20 protein-coding genes and 1 other annotated feature are annotated in these 19,708 nt (G+C 45.4%); of the genes, 8 read left to right on the forward strand and 12 right to left on the reverse strand.

Features of this window, described 5'->3' with window-relative positions; all coding sequences use genetic code 11:
• Positions 1–60: 60 nt before the first annotated feature.
• Positions 61–288, reverse strand: a binding site (T-box leader).
• Between the two features lie 239 nt (positions 289–527).
• Both A3KS_RS0111730 and A3KS_RS0111735 read left to right on the forward strand, forming a co-directional pair.
• Positions 528–1,121: a hypothetical protein gene (locus tag A3KS_RS0111730; RefSeq protein ID WP_156913251.1), complete on the forward strand. Its 594-nt coding sequence runs from the start codon at positions 528–530 to the stop codon at positions 1,119–1,121.
• A gap of 130 nt (positions 1,122–1,251) precedes the next feature.
• Positions 1,252–1,746 (forward strand): ECF transporter S component, encoded by a 495-nt coding sequence (locus tag A3KS_RS0111735; RefSeq protein WP_026395090.1) that lies wholly within the window; start codon positions 1,252–1,254, stop codon positions 1,744–1,746.
• A 57-nt stretch (positions 1,747–1,803) separates the two neighbouring features.
• Here the strand turns inward: A3KS_RS0111735 and A3KS_RS0111740 are convergent, their stop codons facing one another.
• A complete protein-coding gene (locus tag A3KS_RS0111740; protein WP_084504983.1) occupies positions 1,804–2,277 on the reverse strand; it encodes a gamma carbonic anhydrase family protein in 474 nt (157 codons plus the stop codon).
• Between the two features lie 140 nt (positions 2,278–2,417).
• Between A3KS_RS0111740 and A3KS_RS0111745 the strand changes: the two genes are divergently transcribed.
• Together A3KS_RS0111745 and A3KS_RS0111750 are read left to right on the forward strand one after the other, a co-directional pair.
• On the forward strand, positions 2,418–4,322 hold the full coding sequence (locus A3KS_RS0111745; RefSeq protein WP_026395092.1) for an ABC-F family ATP-binding cassette domain-containing protein: 1,905 nt from the start codon (positions 2,418–2,420) through the stop codon (positions 4,320–4,322).
• Positions 4,323–4,392: 70 nt separating this feature from the next.
• Positions 4,393–5,154: an exodeoxyribonuclease III gene (locus tag A3KS_RS0111750; RefSeq protein WP_026395093.1), complete on the forward strand. Its 762-nt coding sequence runs from the start codon at positions 4,393–4,395 to the stop codon at positions 5,152–5,154.
• A 37-nt stretch (positions 5,155–5,191) separates the two neighbouring features.
• Here A3KS_RS0111750 and A3KS_RS0111755 read toward each other — a convergent pair whose 3' ends face one another.
• The 8 genes from A3KS_RS0111755 to A3KS_RS0111790 form a co-directional block, all read right to left on the reverse strand.
• Entirely contained in the window at positions 5,192–6,679 is a 1,488-nt protein-coding gene (locus A3KS_RS0111755; RefSeq protein ID WP_026395094.1) for a UDP-N-acetylmuramoyl-L-alanyl-D-glutamate--2,6-diaminopimelate ligase, read from the reverse strand.
• 176 nt (positions 6,680–6,855) lie between these two features.
• Positions 6,856–7,551: a DUF1638 domain-containing protein gene (locus A3KS_RS21040; RefSeq protein ID WP_051355831.1), complete on the reverse strand. Its 696-nt coding sequence runs from the start codon at positions 7,549–7,551 to the stop codon at positions 6,856–6,858.
• A gap of 22 nt (positions 7,552–7,573) precedes the next feature.
• Positions 7,574–8,278, reverse strand: coding sequence for a GntR family transcriptional regulator (locus tag A3KS_RS0111765; protein ID WP_026395095.1), 705 nt, complete (start codon positions 8,276–8,278; stop codon positions 7,574–7,576).
• Positions 8,279–8,295: 17 nt separating this feature from the next.
• Entirely contained in the window at positions 8,296–8,955 is a 660-nt protein-coding gene (locus A3KS_RS0111770; RefSeq protein ID WP_026395096.1) for a cobalamin B12-binding domain-containing protein, read from the reverse strand.
• A gap of 255 nt (positions 8,956–9,210) precedes the next feature.
• Positions 9,211–9,984 (reverse strand): formate/nitrite transporter family protein, encoded by a 774-nt coding sequence (locus A3KS_RS0111775; protein ID WP_026395097.1) that lies wholly within the window; start codon positions 9,982–9,984, stop codon positions 9,211–9,213.
• A gap of 262 nt (positions 9,985–10,246) precedes the next feature.
• Complete coding sequence (locus A3KS_RS0111780) at positions 10,247–10,876, reverse strand: cobalamin B12-binding domain-containing protein (RefSeq protein ID WP_026395098.1); 630 nt, start codon at positions 10,874–10,876, stop codon at positions 10,247–10,249.
• 178 nt (positions 10,877–11,054) lie between these two features.
• Positions 11,055–13,268 carry a heavy metal translocating P-type ATPase gene (locus A3KS_RS0111785; RefSeq protein ID WP_035356115.1) on the reverse strand — a complete coding sequence of 738 codons (2,214 nt, stop codon included), beginning with the start codon at positions 13,266–13,268 and terminating at the stop codon, positions 11,055–11,057.
• A gap of 24 nt (positions 13,269–13,292) precedes the next feature.
• On the reverse strand, positions 13,293–13,604 hold the full coding sequence (locus A3KS_RS0111790; RefSeq protein WP_026395100.1) for an ArsR/SmtB family transcription factor: 312 nt from the start codon (positions 13,602–13,604) through the stop codon (positions 13,293–13,295).
• Positions 13,605–13,796: 192 nt separating this feature from the next.
• On the opposite strand from A3KS_RS0111790, the gene A3KS_RS21045 reads away from it, so the two are divergent.
• Together A3KS_RS21045 and A3KS_RS23490 are read left to right on the forward strand one after the other, a co-directional pair.
• Positions 13,797–14,954 (forward strand): uroporphyrinogen decarboxylase family protein, encoded by a 1,158-nt coding sequence (locus tag A3KS_RS21045; RefSeq protein ID WP_051355832.1) that lies wholly within the window; start codon positions 13,797–13,799, stop codon positions 14,952–14,954.
• Positions 14,955–14,966: 12 nt separating this feature from the next.
• A complete protein-coding gene (locus tag A3KS_RS23490; RefSeq protein ID WP_156913252.1) occupies positions 14,967–15,119 on the forward strand; it encodes a hypothetical protein in 153 nt (50 codons plus the stop codon).
• Between the two features lie 95 nt (positions 15,120–15,214).
• Here A3KS_RS23490 and A3KS_RS0111805 read toward each other — a convergent pair whose 3' ends face one another.
• A complete protein-coding gene (locus A3KS_RS0111805) occupies positions 15,215–16,042 on the reverse strand; it encodes a deoxyribonuclease IV (protein WP_026395101.1) in 828 nt (275 codons plus the stop codon).
• A 180-nt stretch (positions 16,043–16,222) separates the two neighbouring features.
• Between A3KS_RS0111805 and A3KS_RS0111810 the strand changes: the two genes are divergently transcribed.
• Positions 16,223–16,750, forward strand: a complete 528-nt coding sequence (locus tag A3KS_RS0111810) for an HdeD family acid-resistance protein (RefSeq protein WP_026395102.1) — start codon at positions 16,223–16,225, stop codon at positions 16,748–16,750.
• A gap of 99 nt (positions 16,751–16,849) precedes the next feature.
• On the opposite strand, the gene A3KS_RS0111815 is transcribed toward A3KS_RS0111810, so the two are convergent.
• Entirely contained in the window at positions 16,850–17,653 is an 804-nt protein-coding gene (locus A3KS_RS0111815; protein ID WP_026395103.1) for a ZIP family metal transporter, read from the reverse strand.
• A 222-nt stretch (positions 17,654–17,875) separates the two neighbouring features.
• On the opposite strand from A3KS_RS0111815, the gene A3KS_RS0111820 reads away from it, so the two are divergent.
• Positions 17,876–18,148, forward strand: a complete 273-nt coding sequence (locus tag A3KS_RS0111820) for a hypothetical protein (RefSeq protein ID WP_026395104.1) — start codon at positions 17,876–17,878, stop codon at positions 18,146–18,148.
• A gap of 148 nt (positions 18,149–18,296) precedes the next feature.
• Here the strand turns inward: A3KS_RS0111820 and A3KS_RS0111825 are convergent, their stop codons facing one another.
• Positions 18,297–19,394: a 6-phosphofructokinase gene (locus tag A3KS_RS0111825; RefSeq protein WP_026395105.1), complete on the reverse strand. Its 1,098-nt coding sequence runs from the start codon at positions 19,392–19,394 to the stop codon at positions 18,297–18,299.
• Positions 19,395–19,708: the final 314 nt, after the last annotated feature.

Here is a 19,708-nt window from a genome sequence, read left to right on the forward strand (position 1 = left end):
TGTACGACACGATGCCGCCGAACAAAACCGCATCAACAAAAAAACGCCCCCTGAAAAAATCCAAGGGACGAAAAATCGCGGTACCACCCAAGTTGGCAGAAAACTGCCCACTCTACGAAGTTAACGATTCCCCGGGGTTTCCTAATCTGGTTTAAGCGATGACTTAATCCAGTCTTCAGAAATCCTGTTCAAAGGTGATCTCTCTGAGGCGTCTTTTGACAATCTTTCACCAAAATGATTATCTCTCTGTTAAAGCCTTCCCCACAGCGTCCTTGTCCTGACATTTATATTTTTAGTTGAGTTACGACGATAATTTATAACGATTTAAAAGTAAAAAGGTCTGTTCTATATTCTATCCAATATCCTTAATAAAATCAAGTTTTTTGAAATCTTTATTCAAATAATTAAGAATCTCGGTTATAATAGACTAACCACCCAATTCGTGATCAGCTCAGTTCATTGGAGGTGACTGTGCATTGCAGCTGCCGTTTCTCAATTACCTGCTGATTGCATCCAAAGGAGTTATTATGAAAATACGTTATGTCGTTCTTTCGATCGTACTCATTGGGGTTCTTATTGTCGGCGCCGTCCTGGTGATGCCCAAGCTGATCAGCGATGAAGCAACCACCACCGATGAAGCCAGCAACAGCACTACCACTGCCGTCACCAAAGAGCCGGAAACCATAAAAAACAATCTCCCGGATACAACGGCCACCACTGCCATTGTCGTTCCCTCAGAAATGCAGACGGTGATCGAGGAAAACACTGCCGAAATCTATGTCGACGAACCTGGTCTGTTGGCCGGTAATTATCCCAGCCAACTGGTACCACTTTATGGGGTAACCAGTGTTTCCGAATCCAACCAGATTACCAATGCCTCGGGAAAACCAGGCTGGAAAGCCACCTATGTTTCTGATTATAGTACCGATGAGATTCTGGTTTTCTATCAGAACCTGCTGGCCAGTGCCCCTGATTATAGTGAGGAACCTGTTTCTGAATCAACCAGCCTGAAGGGAACCGTTAGTGGCTATACGATCAGCATCACGATTTCTCCCAATAACCCCGATAAAACCGACCTGCCAGGCAACTCTGCTGTCAGTATTTTTATCGAACAGGTCTGATCGATGGGTTCAGATTTTTAGAAAAATAACTCAATTCAAGACCTTGTTTTGAAAAGAAATATGCGCTAATCTTATACTAAGCCAACAGTTCATTGTCGGCTTAGTATTTTTTTAGAATCGAGGACTTATAATGAATGATCAAACCAAAAAAATCACCTATACGGCGTTATTGATGGCCCTGACCTTTGTGATGACATCGCTGGTGAAGATCCCGCTGCCGACGGGTTATATTCATCCCGGTGATGGAGCGGTGCTGCTATCCGCTTATATTTTAGGACCCTGGGGCGGTCTGATTGCCGCCGGGATCGGTTCGGCCAGTGCCGACTACTTCGGTGGCTACAGTGCTTATATGCTGCCCACCTTCATCGCCAAAGGCTCGATGGCCTTTATTTTCGGCTATCTGATGAAGCGCTTTCCCGAAAAGAATCTGCTGTACTTTGCTTTCCCCGCCGTCATTGCGATGACCGCCGTTTATTTCGTTTCTGAAGTGATCATGTACGGCAACGTTGCCGGTCCTTTGGTGAACGTCCCCTTCAGTGCCCTTCAGGGTCTGGTCGGGATCGTCCTGGTAACCATCCTGCACAAACCGCTGGAACGCTTTCGCCTGAAACCGGTCAAGTTTTAGGAATCAAAAAAAGACCCCATGGGTCTTTTTTTATTTGCCCCGTCTTTCGCTGATGGTTTACATGTAACCCTTCATGGTATCCAGATATTCTTCGGCATTGTCCCGGATGCTCTGAATCTCTTCCGGTTTCAACTCTCGGGCAACTTTGGCCGGGCTGCCCATGATCAATGAGTTGGGCGGAAAGACCTTTCCCTGGGTCACCAGCGAGCCGGCTCCAACAATCGAGTTGTCACCGATTTTGGCACCGTTGAGAATAATGGCCCCCATCCCGATCAGGACATTATCGCCGATTTCACAGCCATGAATAATGGCATTGTGACCGATACTCACCCCGGCACCGATCACCGTCGGATAACCCGGAGCCACGTGTACCACCGTCCCATCCTGAATATTGGTGCGATCACCAATGGTGATGCTGTCCACATCTCCGCGGATGACCGCCTGGAACCACACTGAGATAAAATTACCCAGTTTTACCTTTCCCACCACATCAGCACTTTTTGCAATAAAAATGGTTTTACCCAACATCATTTTGTTCACCCCACCTTTTTTTCGTTTTGATCATTCGTGACTACATCATACTATTTTCAGGACTTTTTGTAAAGTTATTCCATGATCCCACCCATTTATGGTAAAATATCAGCAAAATGAAAACACAAAGGACGTAGTCAATGAATATTGCCAGTATTGAAAATCTTAAAAAAACTTATGGGGTGAAAACTCTTTTTAATCAACTCTCATTTTCCATCGCCGATACGGACAAGATCGGGGTGATTGGCATTAATGGATCGGGAAAAACCTCGCTGCTGCGGATTATTGGCAACCTCGATAGCCCGGATGCTGGCGAGGTTAAGTTTTTCGGTACCAAACGGGTGGAAATTCTGTCTCAGGACCCCGATCTTGACCCCAATACCACGGTACTTTCTCAGGTCTTTTCGGCCAACTCACCAGAAATGAACCTGGTCCGGGATTATGAGTCCACCCTGGCCGCCCTGGAAGGTTCCCCGGAGGATCCCACCCTGCAAAAGCGACTGATGTCACTGTCTCAGCGCATCGATGATGAAAACCTCTGGAACCTGAAATCCCAGGTGGAAACGATCTTATCGCAGCTGGGCATTCACGACTATCATAAACAGATTGGTCAGCTTTCCGGGGGCCAGCGCAAACGGGTGGCGATGGCCTCGGCCCTGCTGACCCCCTGTGATCTGCTGATTCTCGATGAGCCGACCAATCACCTCGACAATGACACCATTGCCTGGCTGGAAAACTACCTGCTAAACCGTAAAGGAGCCCTGTTGATGGTTACCCATGACCGCTATTTTCTGGATCGGGTCGTCACCAAAACGATCGAATTGGATAAGGGTAACCTCTATGAGTATACCGGCAATTATTCAGACTTTTTAGAGCAGAAAGCCAATCGCCGGGAAGCCCAAACCGCCATCGAAGCCAAGCGTCAAAACCTCTATCGCCGAGAGCTGGCCTGGATCCGCCGGGGCGCCCGGGCCCGGACCACCAAACAGAAAGCCCGGATTCAGCGGTTTGACGAGATCAAAGAACGGGCCACTGATCTATCTGAAAACCAGATGGAAATTTCAGTAGGCTTTTCCCGGCTGGGTAAAAAAGTCATTGAAATTGAGCATTTAAGTAAGTCTTTCGGTCCCCAGAAAATCATCGCCGATTTTAGTATGATTCTCGGCCCCAGCGAACGGATTGGGATCATCGGAAAAAACGGTTATGGCAAGTCGACCCTACTGAACCTGCTGGCCGGAAAACTATCTCCGGATGGTGGCACCATCACCCTGGGTGATACCGTTAAACTTGGTTATTTTTCCCAGGAATCTGAGGATATGGATTTGAGCCTCCGGGCCATTGATTATATCCGCGAAAAAGCCGAAGTGATGGAGAATTCCCGGGGCGAAACGGTCACTGCCGCCCAGATGATGGAACTGTTTCTGTTTGACAAAAATAGCCAATGGGTTTATATCTCCGAACTCTCCGGTGGCGAACGGCGGCGGCTCTATCTACTGGGAATCCTGATGATGGCCCCCAACGTGCTGCTGTTTGATGAACCCACCAACGATCTGGACATTGACACCCTGACCATTCTGGAAGCCTACCTGGACGAGTTTCAGGGTTCGGTGCTGACCGTTTCCCACGACCGCTATTTTCTGGACCGCACCTGTGAACAGATTTTTTCCTTCAACGGCAAGGGCCAGATCACCACCCAAACCGGCAATTATTCGGATTATATCAAGAAACACCCGCTGACCGGCCTGGGCCACCGCGAGGACACCCCGGAGCAACCGGTAAAAAAAGTCGCATCCCCACCCATTGAAAAACCCAAAACCCGCAAGCCCGGTCTGACCTACAAGGAAAAACGGGAGCAGGAAGCCCTGCTGCTGGATCTGGAAGCCAAGGATCAGCGGCTGGATTTTGTCACTAAGAAACTGACGGAAATCACCAAAGACTACACCGTCTTACAGGAATTGGCTGAAGAAAAGGCAGTTCTCGAAGAAGAACTGCTGGAGATTATGGATCGCCTGGAAAAGCTGGAAAACCTGGAAAAAGGCGACTAATCTGGCCGATTTAAGTCTGACCCAAAACGAACCGATTAACCTAATAAAATTTGATTATAAGGAAGGTACAATGAAAATTATCTCGTGGAACGTCAACGGCATTCGGGCGGCCTCCCAAAAAGGCTTTCTGCCCTTTATTGAAGCAGCCACTCCGGATATTCTCTGCATTCAGGAAACCAAGGCCCATGATCATCAGCTGGAAGATGCTTTACTCAACATCCCCGGCTATTCGGCCTATTTTCACTCCGGCGAAAAAAAGGGTTATAGCGGTACCGCCGTTTATTATAAAACCGAGCCCCTGGCTATCCGCACCGGTTTATCCAATCCGGTATTCAATAACGAGGGCCGCACCATTATCATGGAATACCCTGATTTTATCCTTTACAATGTCTATTTCCCCAACGGCCAGAAAGACGATGAACGGCTTGCTTTCAAGATGGACTTCAATCGCTGCATTCAAAATGATGTCCAGGAACTGCTGACGGCTGGTAAAAACGTGATTGTCTGCGGAGATATCAACATCGCTCATCGCGAAATTGATTTGAAAAACCCCAAGGAAAACGCCAAACGTTCCGGTTTTTTGCCGGAAGAACGAGCCTGGGTTGATGATTTCCTCAGCATCGGCATGGTCGACAGCTGGCGGGTGCAACATCCCGAAGCAATCAAATACAGCTGGTGGTCTTACCGCTTCAACGCCCGGGCCAACAACGCCGGGTGGCGGATCGACTCCTTCTTTGTGTCTGAAAACTTCATGTCCCAGGTTGACAGCACTGATATCTTAGATGAGGTGATGGGCTCGGATCATTGCCCGATTGTCTTAACCCTGAAATAAAAAAAGCACCCGACGGGTGCTTTTTTCTTATTATTTTCTAATTCTCGGACTTCAGTTCTAGCCGGGCGACGGCTTCTCGGGCCGTGTCCCATTCATTATAATAGAGGGTTTCGTCTTTCATGATTTCCTGTTTTTCGTGGCCTTTTCCGGCCAGCACCAGCACATCACCCGGGCGGCACAGGGTGGCGCCATAATAGATGCCTTCCTGACGAAGTTCCACCGTAGCAACCTGATCGGTTTTCTCGCGAACACCGGCCGCCACCGCTTTGATGATATCGAGTGGGTTTTCACTGGCGGGATTGTCCGATGTCACCACCACCAGATCGGCATACTCTCCCGCGATCCGGCCCATGATCGGCCGTTTTTCCTTATCGCGGTCTCCATTGCAGCCAAAGACCAGGATAATCCGGCCGGTAAATATTTTTCGCACTGACTGGAGCAGCTTTTCCAGAGAATCCGGAGAATGGGCATAATCGATGACCACATCAAAAGGCGCCTCCACCTCCAGAATTTCCATCCGCCCTTCAACCCCCGGCATCGTCGCCAGAGCCTCCCGGATCACCGCCATCGGCACCCTTTCGGTCAGCGCAGCAATGATCGCAGCGATGGCATTATAAACCATAAACTCACCAGGAATATTTAAGAATAGCCTTTCTTCCCGCTCAGCCGTAACTAAGGTAAATTCCGTTCCTCTAGCACCAAAGACCAGATCCTTAGCCCAATAGTCACGACCCGCTTTTAAGCCATAGGTGATCACTGGTACGCTTGATTTTTCACTTAGCATATCGCACAGCCTCCGGCCCCAGGGGCCATCCCCATTAACAATACTGGCTTTTTTCACCTGGAAAAAGAGCTTGGCTTTGGCGTCAAAGTAATTTTCAAAGGTTTTGTGATAATCCAGATGATCCTGGGTCAGATTAGTGAAGATACCATAATCAAAATCCACCCCATTGACCCGATCCAGAGCCAATCCGTGAGAGGAAACTTCCATAAATAAGTGGGAACAGGCCCGCTCCTTCATTTCTTTGATAATCTCCTGGACTTCCAAGGATTCCGGGGTAGTGCGGCCACGATTATCAACCACCTGATCACCAATCAGATTATGGATCGTGCCAATCAGGCCACATTTTTGGCCTTCAGTTTCAAAAATATGTTTAAGCATATAGGTCAACGAGGTTTTACCGTTGGTTCCGGTAATCCCTGTCACCAACATCGACTCTGAGGGTTTTCCGTAAAAACAACTCCCCAATATCCCCAGGCCATAGCGAGAATCTGCGACTTTGATATAGACTACCTCCGCTTGATAGTCGGACAGGTCATCCTGATGAACCACGGCAGCAGCGCCCTGGCTGATAGCCTTGCCGATGTATTGATGACCATCAGTAACATAGCCGGGGATGGCCACAAACAAGCTGCCCGGCACCACTTCACGAGAATTGTAGCAAATCTTTTTTATATCACAATCAGGCTGATTGTTTCTGATTTCAATTATTTTTAATTCGTCTAATAATTTTTCCAGTTTCATAGGTTTTCCTCTCACTTGTTCATCTTCCAATATAACTCTTTTATTATTATACTGTTTTCCAAATTGTCTGTCTATCTCTCTCTTTAGCTGCCATAATCCAAATGTGACGCAGTTCATTATACACTATCTTGCCATAATAAAAAAAGAGACACTTTTTAGCATCTCTTGATTTTTCATCACATTTTAAACATATTGGCACAGGATGCTACTAAACATTCCACCCCGAAATCATCCTTGGTGACTACCGTTCCCGGTTCAATCACCACCACCCGGTGATCCCATTCCAGTGAAAGAAACATTTCCAGCAGTTCCACATCTCCCTGGGTGATAATAAAATCCAATTTAAGAACCTGGCTCAGATGCCGGGCACAATGAATCCAATCTTCCAGATTATAAGCACCAGAATCAATCATCATCAGGGACTTGTAATTTTTAAACATAATCCCCATAATCATCTCTGCTCGTTTGGGACCATATTTATTAATGGCATAGTGATATTCTTCTTTTAAGGACTTCTTCCCCAACATCCAACCTTTGGTAATAAAATAGGTTTCACCCCGGATGGATTTAAGTTTCTCTTTATTATGAAGCAGGATCTGAATACAATCTTCAGAACGCAACAGGGCCAGTCTGGAATAATCACTTCGTAATCCGATCAATGCTTTTCCGCAGTTACCGTAACCCAAAAGAATCGTGTCATATTCCTGGTGATTATCAATCTCTTTTTGTAGTTCCTGGTTTAACATGTCCGGGTTGTTATGAAGTTCTGCACTCATCCAAATGGTATCATAATTGATGCCGGTATTCTTCATCGCTAAGCTCATCTCATCTTGAATCATTCCACACGCAATCAGTAAGATACTTTCTTTCATCCCATACCTCAGTTATTCATAACTAATCGAAGGAAGCAATTGCCTCCAACCCAGAATCCTCACCGGTAAAGTACATAAGACCCCATCCAATGGGGTGATCTTTTTCATCCATCAGCTTCTGCTCCACAACCAGAACAGGATCGCCTTCCATAATATCCAGCACCTGACTTACTTCCCCTTTTGCCGCCATAGCCCGGATTTTGAGCTTTTTGGTCATCGCAAAAATAGAGTTCTTTTTTGCCACCATTTCCGGAAAGGTGGCGTAGCGAATCTCTTTTTCCACAATCGGAATACCGCGATAATAGGGAATATATTTGACGTCAAAAGCCTTGACGATACCATCACTGACAAAAACTCGTTTCACTACAATAACATGTTTATTTTCAGGGATTTCCAGATTAAAACCAACTTCATAGCTGGGTTTCACCACATTGACCTCAATCAACCGAATTTCTTCACCCTTTTTTTCCGTTGTCATCATTTCATCAAAGTGAAGCGTATAGGAGTCAAGATTAGGCTCGCAAACATAGTTGCCTTTGCCCGGAATGGAATAAATGTATCCCTCATTGACAAGTACTGCCAAACCTTTTCTGACCGTCATGCGACTGACATTAAATTCTTCACAGAGTAGGTTTTCTGACTGTATGGCATCACCCGGTTTGATTTCTTCACTGGTTATTCTATTTTTTATTGCATCAACTATTTTTAAATATTCGGGGGATCCCATTTTTCTACCACCTTGGTCTATTTATCATTATTTTTTTTGCCGGTTTTTTCGATCATCCATAATTTGCATTTTTCGACACCGGTCATCACATCTTTGGTCGCAAAATCCGCACCAACAATCTGAGCCGCTTTTTCATCAATGACAGCACCACCGATAATAACCCGATAATCATCCCGGATTCCCCGGTTAACCAGTTCGCAGACAACCGCCCGCATTTCATAAATGGTTTCCTGCTGCATGCCGCTCATTCCAATAATATCTGGTTTGACAGTTTCAATGGCTTCAATGACCTGATAAAGAGAAACGTCTGTTCCTAAATCTATCAGTTCAAAACCAGCGGTTCTGGCAAATGAGCCAAAAATATTTTTACCAATATCATGACAATCACCAAATACCGAAAAAAGCAGTAATCTGCCAATTTTGTTTTTCGGAGTTACCTTAGTAACTTCCTTCAGTTCTTCGAGTTCCATCACTTCCTGAAAAATGATCCCGGCAAAAATTAAATCCGCAATAAAATAATCGCTGGTTTCGTATAATTTACCAACCCGCTCCATTCCAGTTTGCAGCCAATTGAAGATATCAATTGGTTTAAACCCTTTTCGAATAGCAATTCGCACGAGCTCAAGGGTTCGATCTTCATATAATCCTTCGATGGATCTTACAATGCTATGTTTCATAATTTAAGTTCCACTCCCTTAAAGGTGTAAATTGAATACCACTGCCATGTTTTAGCGACCTGGCTTTATTTAAATGATCACACCTGGAATTTCTAGTTTATTATTTTCAAAATCCTCTTAATTATAACCTAAATTATTTTTTTTGATAATGGTATAATTGATATAAATCTTACAAATTTTAACATCTTTGAGTTTAGAGGCCTTTGCTCTTCATAAAGAGAAGAGCAAAAGTTACTAAACTGTCAATTTTTATGTCTATGCTTTTTTCGCATAAGAGAAATGATAACAAACCGGAATAATAATGGCACCGCCAATTATATTTCCCAGTGTTACCGGAATAATATTATTCAGGAAAGCTTGCGCCCAGGTTATATCAGCGCCACATAAAATTCCCATGGGGATGAAGAACATATTGGCCACACTATGTTCAAATCCAGATAATACAAAGAGCATAATCGGGAACCAGATTGCGAAAATCTTGCCGATGACGTCTTTAGCACCAGATTGCATCCATACTGCCAAAACAACTAGAATGTTACAGAAAATAGCACGAATGATAACAGGAAATAATGGAATCGCAACCTTAGCTTCAGCAATACCAATTGCTTTGGCTGTCATGGCTTCGCCATAGAGACCGCTTTGTGACATTAACCAGGCCAATAAGACCGAACCGATTAAGTTGGCAACCCAAACCACACCCCAATTACGTAGCATCGCACCGACAGTAATTTCCTTTTTGAAGACCGATAAGGTCATCAGGTTATTACCTGTAAATAACTCCGCACCGCACAACACAACAAGCATCAGACCAACCGGGAAAACACCAGCACCGATGTATTTGGCAAACGTGGCTTCAAAGCCAGTGCCTGCTCCAGAAGTAATAACAGTAAAACCATAAGCACCAAATCCAATAAACACACCTGCAAAAATACCCAGTATGAGCATTTTACTTATTGGTAACTTGGCTTTGTTATTACATCCATTCACCATGTTCTCGCAAATTTCCGCGGGACTAAAAAAATTATTCACCCTCTCCTCCTTAGAATAAAGTTTTCCGATTTTCATGAAATCGTTTGTCGAAATTATACCATACTTATATCGACCTGTATATACAAATATCTACAAATCTTATAATTTTAGGGCTAAAAAAGACGTCTTTTTTAGCAATAGCGTTTAACCTTTTCTGTACCTTTACAACAAAAAAAAGGATAAAAAGATGAGCGTTTACGCTTCCTTTTATCCTTTTTTATTTTATCTGGGGCTATTATTGGATTATTGACAATGCCGTCGCTTATACCCAGCTCTGGCAGATTTTTACGCCTTCAGCCGCATTGGTGGTAAACTGGTCAGCACCCACATACTCACAGGATTCTTTGGTTACCGGATTTCCGCCGATGATCACCTTGGCATCGATGCCAGCCGCTTTTAGTGCATCCACGGTTTCTTTCATGGAGTCGATCGCCAGTGTTAAGACCCCGCTCATGCCGATAATTGCCGGTTTGCAATCTTTCGCTTTTTCTACAAAGATTTCTGGCGCCACGTCGATTCCCAAATCAACCACTTCAAAACCAGCGGCTTCCGACATACTTTTAAAGATATTTTTGCCGATATCATGTAAATCACCATGGACAGTTCCGATAATGATGGTTCCAGCAACAGCCGAGTCTTCGCTGCCTAAAACAGGTTTTAAGACATTAATTGCTTCTGTTAACAATTCCCCGGCGAAGATCAGATCGCCCACAAAATATTCACCTTTTTCGAAAAGATCACCAACAATCGCCATCCCGCCCTGACAGGCAGCTACCGCTTCCTGTGCTTCTGCTTCTGAGGGATTAGTCGCAACAAAATCATTGAGTAGGTCCATTACATCTTCTTCTTCTAAATCTCCAACTGCCTGCGTCAAAACCTTTAAATCCAGCATTTTAATACCCTTCCTTTTGAAAAAAAATCATCTCATAAAAACTTGTGTGACATGTGTGTACATGTTTAGTCGTATGATACACCTTTAGTGGCTTATTGTCAAGTAAACGCTTCCAATTTTAACGGGTAAATTTTCCCTCTAAAAAAAGATCACCTAAAAAGGCGATCTTTTTTCATCTCTATTTGATTTTCTGCCAGAAGCCCCGGTATCGGAGGATCCGGGTGGTGTTTAAGATTGTCAGGATGGCGGCGCCGACATCGGCAAAAATAGCCAGGTACATTTCACCCATGCCAAAGAAGGTCATAGTCAGTACCGTGATCTTAATCCCCAATGCCAGAACAATGTTCTGAATCATGATCCGGCGGGTATATTTAGCAATATCCACCGACTTAACAATATCCATCGGATCATCTTTCATCAGAATGATATCGGCGGCTTCAATGGCAGCGTCTGAACCCAGAGCGCCCATGGCGATGCCAGCATCGGCCATAGCCAGAACCGGGGCATCGTTCATGCCATCGCCGACAAAGATGGTTTTACCATCCTTATTATCCGCTTTGATTCTTTCAAAGGCGGCCACCTTATCCTGCGGCAGACAATCTCCCACTACTTCATCCAGCTGCAGCTGCTTGCCGATCTGGTTGGCGACTTGTGAATTATCGCCACTAAGCATCACTGTTTTTTTGACGCCCAGTTTCTTTAATTGCTGCAGAGCGGCAAAAGCATTTTCTTTGACCATATCCCCCAGCACCAGATATCCGGCCAATTGATTATCGATGGCGATATACACAATGGTACCCGCTTCGTTATTTTCAGCCAGATCAACCTGATGATCCGTCAGCAGACTCTTGTTTCCAGCCAAGATCACCTGATCATCAACTTCGACCCGGGTGCCTTTGCCAGGAATTTCAGCGTAATTTTTAAGCTGGGTTTCATTCACATCCTGCTGGGCATAAGCAGTGATCGCTTTGCCGATAGGATGGTTCGAATAGTGTTCCCCAGCGGCCGCAGCCGCCAACAGCTCGGCTTCGGTAAACCCGGCTGCCGGTGCGGTTTTAATGACCTTGAATTCACCCTGGGTCAGGGTTCCGGTTTTGTCAAAAACAAAGACATTACTTTGATAAAGGACATCCAGATAATTTCCGCCTTTAATCAGTACCCCTTCCTTGGAGGCCCGGCCAATACCACCAAAATAACTGATCGGTATCGATAAAACAAGGGCACAGGGACAGGAGACTACCAGAAAGATCAGACTCTGGTAAAACCAGGTTTCCCAGGACGCCCCCGGGATCAGTAACGGTGGAATGATGGCCATGGCAATAGCTGAAAAGACCACAATGGGGGTATAGTAGTGCGAAAACTTGGTGATGAACTTTTCCGTTTTGCCTTTTTTATCACTGGCTTCCTCAATCAGATGCATAATTTTCATGGCGGTGGAATTCTCATAGTCTTTAGTAACCAACACCTTCAGAACCGCATTGCCATTAATCATTCCACTAAGGATTTCATCGCCCTTTTCAACTTTGCGGGGGTAGGATTCCCCGGTCAGCGGGGAGGTATCCAAATGGGAAACCCCTTGTAGGATGACCCCGTCAGCGGGGATTTTTTCGCCGGGCTTGATCACCAGCACATCGCCCACCTTAACTTGCTTAGCATCGATAAGCCTCTCACCCTCGGGGCCAATCCGGTTGGCGGTGATGGCATTAAAACTGATGGTTTCGGCAATCGATCGGCGGGCATTGTCGACGGCCCGGTCCTGGAAATATTCACCTATGCCGAAAAAGATCATGACTCCAGCTGCTTCCGGCCATTCGGTTAAAACCAGGGCACCAAAAGTAGCGATGGTCATCAGGAAATTTTCGTCAAAAATCTGGCCATGTCCGATATTTCGAAAAGCCAGCAAAATAACCCGATACCCGGCCAGCAAATAAGCACCCAGGAAAACACCAATGGTGACCATTTCCAGATTAATCGGGAGCAGTGCCTGGAAAACAAAACCCAGTATAAATAATCCGATCGCGGTGATCAGTTCTAACTTCTGGCGTTTATCCATATCGCCCAGAGCCCCTGCGTGTGAGTGCCCCGAAGGCTGCGATACCTCGCTCTGATGATGTGGATGGTCGTGACCATGTTGCCCCTCGCAACCACAGGGTTCCACTGCTAGCACCTGTTTCCGACTCTGAGAAACTATCACATGGGGTTCCAGGGAATTAACTAGTTTGACGATGGCATCATAGGTTTCATCCTGGGCGAATCCATCCCCTTCATCAATCACCAATGATCCGGTGGCCAGAGACAGACTGGCCGCTCTGACATTCGGCATTTTGCCAACCATTTTTTCAATTTTTCCGGCACAATTAGCGCAGTTGAGACCTTCTAAAAATACTTTCATACTGATAACCTCTTTTCACTACACCTAGTGATGACTTAAATGGGTGATGGTTAACAAAACAATCACTTCCACATGAGCATCATCCAGGTGATAAAATTTCATCTGACCGTCTTTTCGGTAACTGATGATCCGTTTATCCTTTAAAATCCGCAATTGATGAGACACTGCCGTCCGGCTAACATCCACCAGGTTGACAATATCATTTACACACAGCTCGCCATTTTCAAACAGCGCACTAACGATTTTTATTCGGGTGGGATCCCCCAACACCTTGAAAAATTCGGCCACCTCAAATAAGGTTTCCTCGCTATGATCGTTTTTCAAAACTTTATCCATTTCTTCTCCTCAATATGTGAACACTTGCTCACTTATTAACATTATAGTAGCACATCTTTTTTCCAGAATCAAGCACTATTTTCAAGTATAATTTTAGTCTCAATAAATATTGACAATTGTCAAGAATAATGATAATTTGAACTTATATTATTTAAAGATGATTTCTATATTAAAGGATAAAGGTCGATATAAATGAGTGATGCCAAACGATTATTGGATGAACGATTGATCCGTATTGAAAAAGCAGTAAATCTGCAAAAACCAGACCGTATCCCTATTTTCGCCTTAAACGGCCCCGAGGTGGCGATCGATTATTGTGGCCGCCACCTCAAATCAGCCACCTGGAATCTGGAAATTGTCAGAGAATCCCTGCCAATTTACTATCAGGATATGAAGGTGGACGCCGCCGCCTCGGCTTTTTTACGATGCCCAGGGATGTATACAGCCATTGGATCACAGAATTTTGTTCCCAATAAGGATGGCTTTATGCAACATCCCGAGGTCTGCGGAATGCTGGCCAGCGAATATGAAGAACTGATTAAGGACCCCTTTAAAACGCTGGTGGATAAGGTCCTGCCCCGGCAATACAAGGCCTTTGATCAGCCCGGGGGGCTAGGCGGACTTAACCTGGCCAAAGGGGCCCTCAGTTATGTGCGCTATACTAAAATTCTCCGGGAAATCGATGCCCACTGCAGTGCCACAGTAGGGGTCCCAATTATTTTTGATAACATGATCGAAGCACCTTTTGATTTTTTAGCGGATCAACTTCGCAGTTTTATGGGCATCTCGGTTGATATGCATCGCTGCCCCGAGCTGGTCGAGCAGGCTTGCGAGGCACTGTTTCCGCTACTGCTGCGATGGGGGGTCACGAGCTATACCGGACCGCCGAAAAAAATTCCGGCAATCTTTATGCCCCTGCATATGCCGTCGTTCTTAAACCCCAAACAGTTTGAGCGTTTTTACTGGCCGACCTTCTCCCGACTGGTCAACACCCTCACCGGATTGGGCTATACGGTGACCTTGTTTATTGAAGGCAACTGGTCCAAACTATACGATTATCTGGGTAGCCTAAACCCCAACGTGGTGGGCATTTTTGAATACGGCGAAATGAAGACCATTAAGGAAAAGGTTGGTAAGACCATGTGCATCATGGGCAACTACCCCATTGAAGCTCTGAAATCTCATTCCACCGAACAATGCATCGATATTGCCAAAAAAATGATCGCCGAAGGCGCTCCTGGAGGCGGCTATATTTTTACTACTGGCAAATCAATTCTCCGAGGCAAAGGCCTCGATCTGGAGAAACTCCAGGCGGTTCATCAGTATGTAATCGATCACGGAAAATATTAGCGAGGTAACGATATGGAAACAATCAAATCTGAATATCTGGACTATTTTGAAAGCTATGCGGCCCAACATCCTGAAATAACAGCTGAGGATGCAGCCATTATGGCGGATCCCTGGGACGTCAATGAGGATATGCTGTTGGGCTATGTGTTATCTTTATTAATTTAATCGGGCGGTCCTGCCATTAAAAAACGGCACCAAAAAAGCAGCGATGGTTGACCCATCGCTGCTTTTTTGGTGTTGTGATACGCACTATCAAAACGTTAAAATGATCGCAATAATTCGATTTCTTTTTGATAAGCCAGGGTATCTTCCTGGGGTGTTTCCAGAAAAAAGGGCAAGTCCTTCAGCTGCGGATGGGTAACAATCTGCTTAAACGTTTCGGTTCCCAGAGTCCCCAAACCAATTTTTTGATGGCGGTCTTTGTTGCTGTTAAAGGGCATCATGCTATCATTTAAATGCAGGCATTTTAAATAGTCCAAACCGATGATCCGATCAAATTCTTCCAGTACCCCACCCAGATTTCCCACCACATCATATCCTGCGGAATAAACATGACAGGTATCCAGACAAACCCCCATTTTATCGGGTAAGTCCACCTGATCAATGATCATTTTCAATTCTTCAAAACATCTGCCAATTTCCGTTCCTTTGCCAGACATCGTTTCCAGCACCACCGTGGTTTTCTGATCGGCCCACATTTCCTCATTAAGAATCTGGACAATCCCTGCGACGCCCTTTTCTACGCCCTGGCCGGTGTGACTGCCGGGGTGGAAATTATAAAGTTCACAGGGCAGTTCTTCCAGCCGCAACAGATCTTCTTTAAATACCATCCGGGCAAATTCCCGGGTTTCCGGTTTGGCCGAACACATATTCAAGGTATAAGGTGCATGAGCCAACAGTGGTCCAAACCTCTGATCATCGATAATCTGCCGGAGTCCGGCCACATCCTTGGGGTCAAGGGCTTTGGCCTTGCCACCTCTGGGGTTGCGAGTAAAAAATTGGAAGGTATTCGCTTCAATTTTCACCGCCTCTTCACCAGCTTTTTTGAATCCACCGGCAATAGACAGGTGGGGTCCGATTATTAACATTTTTGTCTCCTTGTAATTTTATTTCCATTTAATATCTTTTTATGAATCTAATTTTCTTATTTATTTTTCATTGTTCTTAATATTCTACATTTCTTATAATTAGCTTGATTATATTATCTAGATATTATAAAATGTACTTGATCTAATTTACCATAAAATTTATTTATGAAAGGAAAAAAGATGAATAATTTTCTAAAAATGTCCAAAACCTTGGGGATTGTCGTTGCCATCCTGATGGTTATCCTCGGCGGTCTGATCTTTTTTGCGCCAATGTTTGCAGCCCAAATGATTATGTGGTTTTTTATTGCCGGTCTGATAATTTACGGCGTTTTTCACATCATTGTTTTTGCCAAAAGCGAAATCAAAAATGGCTGGAGTCTGACCTCTGGTATCATGGCCGTAGTGCTGGGGGTTCTGCTGATCTTCTCCGATCCACTGTCGCGGGCCAGCACCTTGGCCTTTATGCTCGCTTTCATTGCTTTATCCACCGGAATGAACCAGATCGCCGCTTCCTCGGTGATGAAAAAGCAGGGTGCGACCGGAACCGGTTGGCTGTTGGCTTCAGGAATCATCAACATATTTTTATCTATTTTCTTGATTTTCAATCCCTTTGTCATGCTTCTGGGTTTCGGCATCATCGCTGGGGTTTACCTGATCTTTGGTGGTATCGCCCTCTTTGCCGAAAGCATGTCGACCCGGATCGAATAAAGAACAAATAAAGTCCGCCAACAGTCACATTGATTGACAATTGGCTGGACGTAGTTTTCACTAACGTAAAGGATGTCTACTGGAGACATCCTTATTTTTTTATCCCAGAGCGACATCCAGAATCATCATCAGCGTAAAGCCGAACATTACGCCGATGGTGGCAATATCCCCTTCATGACCTAATCGGGCTTCGGGAATCAGTTCTTCCGCCACCACATATATCATGGCCCCGGCGGCAAATGCCAACGCAAACGGCAGCATCGGGGCAATAAAGACCACTGCTGCCGCCCCAAGCACTGCTGCAATGGGTTCCACCATCCCTGAAAACTGACCAATGAAAAAAGCCTTACGACGGCTCATATTTTCCCGCCGCAGCGGAATTGACACCGCCGCCCCTTCGGGAAAATTCTGAAGCCCAATCCCCACCGCCAGAGATACCGCTCCGGCCAGGGTCATAGCGGGTGATCCGGAAGCCAATCCGCCGAAGGCAACCCCCACTGCCAAACCTTCGGGGATATTATGGAAGGTAATCGCCAATACCAGCAGCACACTCCGCTGCCAGGAGGTTTTGATACCCTCCCGGTGATTGGTGCCCTGATGGACATGAGGCAGAATCTTATCCACCAGCCATAGAAAAAAACCCCCGCCCAGAAAGCCCAGCGACACAATCACATAAGCCGGCATCTGACCACCCTCAGCCATCTCAATAGCGGGAGCCAGCAATGACCAGAAGCTGGCGGCAATCATGACCCCAGCCGCAAACCCCAGCATGGCATTTAACACCTTAATGTTAATTTCTTTGAAAAAGAAGACCAGTGATGCTCCCAGAGCCGTCACAAACCAGGTAAATAACCCAGCTAACAAAGCCAGTAAGACCGGCGGATATGCTAATAAAAATTCCATTTACTTTCACCACTTCCTTTCGATGCTATTTATTAATTTAAATCATTCTAATTTATCTATCAGTATACTATAAAAGGGAGCCAAAAATCCAATCTTTTATAAAACCAGTCCGCCAAATTTCTTGCGGTTTTTGCAAATAAACCTTGTTTATTCTGCTCCCCGCTCCTATAATTAATTTATCAGCCCGATGCGGCTGAAATAACGCTGAAGAAGGTAATAACCATGAAGAAAAGCGAATTAATTACAATCTTTAACACCGTACAGGAAAAATTTGAAGATGCCATCACCGAAGAATTTTTTCTTCAACGTCTGAAACCTTATGCTGATGAAGATGGCTTTGTCGATTACCACAAATTGGCAATGTTTGCCCATAACGAATCTCTGGCTTCTGCGAAAGGGTTCTTTTTTGAAGTGCTTTCTGAGATTTTAGTGGATGAAGACGATGTGGTGATCGAAGACGAGCTTGACGAAACCACTGACGAAACCCCAGAATAGAGGCTGTATCAATCCTTTTCTTTTAATCCTTGCCCCATCGTTTGTTAAATTATAATGAATTTCTTAAATAGCCAGACAGAAATGCTTTTTCTGTCTGGCTATTTTTTACAACAATACAAGAACCAGATTGACAACAAAAATCCTGCCGTTATTCGCCAAAAGTGACACCCAGACTTTTAGCCACGTGGATCAACTCGGAATCGACATCGACCTGTTTATTTTTTCCGATAACCGCTTCCAGCGAGGCATCGGTCATCTTCCCATCCTGGAGGGCCACCATGCTACCAAACTTGCCCTGGGCAATCAGTTCCACCGCCGCTACCCCGTAACGGGTGGATAAGAGCCGGTCATAGGCCGAGGTAATCCCCCCCCGTTGAAGATGACCCAATACCGTATTTCTGATTTCATGATCAGATATTCTGGCTTCCAGGGCCAGGGCCAACTTATTGCCGATACCTCCAAGCCGGACCGGATCCGGAGAATCATTGACGATCTTCTGAACGGTCAGTTCCCCCCCCTTTTCCATGGCGCCTTCAGATACCACGATGATGCTGAAGGGCAGGCCCCGCTGGCTGCGCTCATTCATTTTTGCGACAATGGCATCCAGCGAAAAGGGAATTTCTGGAATCAGAATAACATCAGCAGAACCAGCAATCCCAGCGTGCAGGGCAATCCAGCCGGCGTTTCGGCCCATCACTTCGAGAATCATAATCCGATGGTGCGATTCAGCCGTGGTATGGAGCTTGTCCAGGGCATCGACCACTACATCTACCGCTGAATTAAAACCAAAGGTGACATCTGTTTTCGACAGGTCATTGTCAATGGTTTTAGGCACCCCGATGACATTAACCCCTTTCCGGGCAAAATCCCTGGCACTGGTCAGGGTGCCGTCACCGCCCAGTACAACCAACACGTCCACCCCTTCTCTTTTCATATTTTCCACCGCCACATCCGAAACATCCTTTTTAACACACTGGCCATTTTCTTCCACCTGATAGTCAAAGAGATTATCTTTGTTCGAGCTATAAAGGATGGTCCCCCCTTTGTGGAGGATTCCCGAAACGCTGCGGGCGTCCAGTTTGATAAAATCGTTGTTATACAGACCACGGTACCCGAACTTATAACCAATCACCTCATAGCCATAGTTGGCAATGGCGGCTTTAGTCACCGCCCGGATCACAGCGTTCAGGCCGGGACAGTCACCACCGCCGGTTAGAATTCCGATTTTCTTAACCTTATTATTCATCGATTCTCTCCATTCTACTACAATATATTTATGGTCATAGTACCTAACAACCAGTTAGGACATTATCCATCTTGTTGCTTAAGCTGTTAGAATGTAAGAGCAATAGGTATATCGTCTGCCTTTCTTGGACTTCGCGTCCGTAAAAAAGACTGATAACCGGCTCCTCATTCGCAGCGTTCGTTTTATGCAGGTTGAACTGCTGTCCCACAGTACGTTCGTGTCACACCACAGTAGATTGAATAGGCAATGAGTCAAACTGGTATTTATCCATTGCAATAATTTTAAGGAGTGACAAATTTATGAACATGAACGCA

This window comes from Acetobacterium malicum subsp. dehalogenans DSM 11527 (assembly GCF_000472665.1).
In the GTDB taxonomy this organism is placed as follows: Bacteria; Bacillota; Clostridia; order Eubacteriales; family Eubacteriaceae; genus Acetobacterium; species Acetobacterium malicum.